Below are 4,008 nucleotides of genomic sequence, written 5' to 3' on the forward strand. Positions count from 1 at the left end.
TGTCGGCCGTGACCGCCTGAGCAACCCGGCTCAGCTGAGCACTGGCGCTCTTACACCACGCCGCGGGACACGATCGCATACAGGCAGGCGAAGGCCAACCCTCCGCCGATGCTGTGGTCATGGCCAGCATTGAGGGCCGTTGCATCACTGTCTCGCAATACGAAGCTATCCCGCTCAGCAACGTGAGTAGCGAGTTGCGGCAGTTGTTAGGTCAGCGGGACCAAGAGGCATCGCCGCCCGGATCCTCCTCGCAGCCGCCTCCATCCTGATGCACACTGTGCTATGGTTTGTGGGCGGCCGACCAGCTGCGAAATCGAGCTTCAACCACGGAGACAGTGCGATGGCACATCGTGAGCAACACGGGAACCGGGAAACAAAGAAGCCCAAGAAGGACCAGGCAAGCCGCAGCGCTGAGCCCAGCAAATGGGACGCCAGGCAGATTGTGGAGGCAAAAGCCACGTCGAAGCATTAGACCCTTACGCCTAAAGCGGAACGCTAACTGAATTGGTGCATTGCTTTGCCGATCTAGGAAGACTCATAGTAGAGGCGCCCATCCTTTCCCTCCACCCCTTGGCATGGGTGCCAAGGCCCGGCAACACGGTCGGGCCTTTTCTCTTCAGCCACGCTGAAACCATCACTCTGTCTAGGGCTTGGCACTGTGTGATGGGTTGATTTTTGGCTTCAGGGATGCCCCTCACTCGTTAGCGGACTGGAATGGCTGCTTCTGCGGGTTTATCGGCAGCTGATCCAGATGCTCTTCAGGCCGAGCACCGCCTTGGCCCTAAATGGATGGAGGCCACCATACAGACACCACTGGGGCTGAAGCCTGCCTCCATGCTGTCAGCATGAGTGTTGGAGGTATCCTTCCGCTCGACAATCTGAACTCATCAGCCGGGTTGACCCGGATAAACGCGACTAGCAAGTGACCGCGTGTCACCACGGGCCCTCTCCTCAGGATCGGGCCCGTTTATCTGGGTGGAGACCGAGCGGGAGCGACCACAAAGCTTGGAACCTCGCGGCCCAAGCTTCGTTACGGCCTAGTTGTGTAGCATATGCGTTCCCAACCTCCTGAGAGGGACACACACTATGCTCAGACAACTAACTCATGGCTTTGCCAAGCGTGTCGATGACACTGGTGCCCGTACCATGGCTATCCTCCAGCGTTGGCAGGACCATATCAGCCAGCCTGAAGACTGTCCGCTCTCGGGCAGCAACAGTTCTCGCAAGGACACCTGAGCAATATCCCGCAGCGTCGTCAGCCTGTCGTCAGGTAATGGCCGACCTGCCGCTGACTACCCTGCTTGGGCTGCTCTCCGTGCGTGGAGGTGGCAAGTGTTAGTCTGGACTGTACTTCTGATCCTGATACTTTCTGGCTTTGCCTGTGGTCCCTTCCACGACAGCGTACCGGCTGCGGTTGAGCCTCTCGCCCAACTAGCAGCCGTTCTCAGCCTCTTCGTTCTCGTCTGTGCCGTAGAGGCAGGAGGGCGCAACAAGGACAGTAGCAGTTAGCGCCGCAATCGCGTACCTGACCATCGGCTGACATTAGCCTCACGGTGGTGCTCTCAACCGAAATTGAGGATCACCCACGCGCAGGTCACGAGCGCAGGCAGCAGACTCATCCATTCGAGAGCAGGCGCCGACCGGTTGTTGTCGGGAGAGCCATCTGTGGTTTTCAGTGAATCCAAGTTGTAGTTCACAGCATCCTCCCATCAGGCGCAATGCAATTAGGCGTTCATGCGATGGTCAATTATGCTTTGAATTGGGAATTTTTCCGTGTGCCCCGACACATCACGCGCGAGAGGCAGCATTTTGGTCAGATACTCGCCAGCAGAAGGGCTGCTCCAATGAATGAACTGAGTGAGGCAATAAAGAGGAGCGCCGCACACTGAAGAGATGGGCCCGTGTTGGTGATTTCCCTAGGATTTGAGGCAATACCTCGTACTGCTTCAGGGCCTCGAATGGCATTCATAAGCCTCTCCTGCATCAGGGTTGACGATGTATGGTCAGAAAACGCAGGCAGCTTCCGGTCTATTCCTTCACGAAGTTTATAGGAATGTGTCGAGAGCACCGGTTGAGGCTTTGAAATCATCCAGCTATGGCAGCGGTGCAACTGATGATGCGGCTTTAGCCAAGAGATTTCGATTCAGAAGTTAGCGGTCGCGTTTCAACGGTAGGCCGCAGTTCAAAGCATCCTTTCTAGGTTCAACCCTGACAACTAGAGCTGCCTTCGTGCGTTGTTCTTGAGCGCTTTCACGCGCGGAGGGACACGCCTATGGATGTCTCGGTTAGACTAGTAGACAGGTCCAAGCACACTTGGGCGGTTTACGTCGATGACGCCTGTGTTGCACAGGGCTTGCCGCGAGCTGAGGCAAACCGAATCCGTGGGCAGATCCAGAGAGGGGAGCTTAGGCCTCATCTCGGGAAGTGACACTCCCGCCGCTCCGGCGGCTAGTCATGTCATAATTAGTCATCCACGGTCTCCACAGGCTTGCTTGCACGGGAGGAACCTCTCTCGACAGCTCTGCTTATCTGAGTAGATGTTCTTTATATGTTCTATTCGGATGTGGCGCGAGGATGGGCAGAAACAAGCTGACGGTGGAGCAGGTGCTTGAGGCGCGGCTGCGCTATGCCTCTGGCGAGCGGGAGTACAGCAAGCTCGCTCGTGAGTTTGGGGTCAGCCGAGAAGCCATCCGGAGTGCAGCCGAGGGGCTGACCTTCAAGTACCTGCCCATGCCCCCCAAAAGGCGCAGGTGAGCCCCCCTCGCAATCCCCGCCGCGCCTATGACGCGAACGGCAACGAGATCCCCCCAGTTACGGTCGGGCAGAGCCTTGCCGAAGGGTACAGGACCGTCATGGCCTACTGCGAAGCGCATAACTGCGGCCACGGCGCTGAGGTGCCGCTGAAGGGGTGGTCTGCTGACCTGCCGGTGCCCCACATGGCCTTGAGGCTGCGATGCTCGAAGTGCGGAGGGCGACGGATCCGAATGATGGTCAATGTGACGGAACTGTATGCCAGGGCTCACGGGGCTGGCAGAACCGGCAGGTAAGTCCCTATGCGACTGGCTCTGTTAAGGACGCGTTTACCTTTTGGGCGCAGCCTCGTGCTTGTGCCTCATCGGCACGGTTGTTCTCCCTCGATGGTCGCGCTAGCGGCCCACCTGGAGCGCCAGACGAACGGGCGCTCTTTCTTTGCGAGATCTAGCGTCGTTAGTCTTGCCGCCCAAGAGTACCTTGTAACCGTCTGGGAGCTCATGCGGCTTGAGATGCAACTAGCCCGAAAGGTGCCGTCTAAGGACTGGCCGGCTCGCAACAGTAGCGTGCTGCCTATAAAGCTCACCTACAGTTATGCTACAGCCTGGGCTTTCGCTCTCTGTCTTTCGACTTGCTGGGTTTCAGCCTGCTGCGCGTCAAACAGATGAATGGCTTCGCTAGCAAGCCTGCGGAATTCTTCCTTGAAAATTTCCGGCTCGTCTGCCCAGGAGCTTCCTTCACCCTCGGCGTCGAAGAACGCTTGAGCTATGTTCTCTACCGCTTGTGATACACCTGTAAACGTGAGCCCATGTTTCAGCCCATCCGACCAAGCTAGCCTTGCACGCACTGACATATTTCCCGCGGGGATCTCGAAATCGATTTCGAGCGGCATCTGAACGGGATACTTAAAAACAATCTGTACACCGGTATCCGATAGATCTCTCACGGCACACTCATGAACAGACAGGGGATAGCTGAGCCTAACCCGACCCTTGAGAAGGGTACGCAAACGTTTTGCCGAACGACGCTCACTCACCGTAATACCCTCATGATTAGTCCGACCTCATCCTGCCCAAAGGCAATTCGACCCGCATTTTAGAAGCGCGCCACTAAACACCAGAAGGAGGCGAGCTTCCATTGGGCCGAAAGTTCTAAGTCGAACGTCTTAGCAGGTTTCTAAGTAGTCGTCCGTGAAGAATTGTCTGGCGGCTTGAGTCACGCCCGTTGCGGCGATCGACCGGATCCAACCAGCAACAG

At 57.1% G+C, this 4,008-nt stretch carries 2 protein-coding genes; one reads left to right on the forward strand and one right to left on the reverse strand.

Annotation, left to right across the window (positions count from 1 at the left end; translation table 11 throughout):
• Positions 1-2,574 precede the first annotated feature (2,574 nt).
• Complete coding sequence (locus JKL45_RS29310) at positions 2,575-2,754, forward strand: helix-turn-helix domain-containing protein (protein WP_201865283.1); 180 nt, start codon at positions 2,575-2,577, stop codon at positions 2,752-2,754.
• Between the two features lie 589 nt (positions 2,755-3,343).
• On the opposite strand, the gene JKL45_RS29315 is transcribed toward JKL45_RS29310, so the two are convergent.
• Positions 3,344-3,787, reverse strand: coding sequence for a PilZ domain-containing protein (locus tag JKL45_RS29315; protein ID WP_201865284.1), 444 nt, complete (start codon positions 3,785-3,787; stop codon positions 3,344-3,346).
• Between the last annotated feature and the right edge of the window lie 221 nt (positions 3,788-4,008).

This window comes from Microvirga soli, from assembly GCF_016734765.1.
GTDB classification, from domain to species: Bacteria; Pseudomonadota; Alphaproteobacteria; order Rhizobiales; family Beijerinckiaceae; genus Microvirga; species Microvirga soli.

Coding starts and splice junctions, on each gene's coding strand:
- JKL45_RS29310 (WP_201865283.1), top strand. CDS start 2,575: ATGGGCAGAAACAAGCTGACGGTGGAGCAGGTGCTTGAGGCGCGGCTG.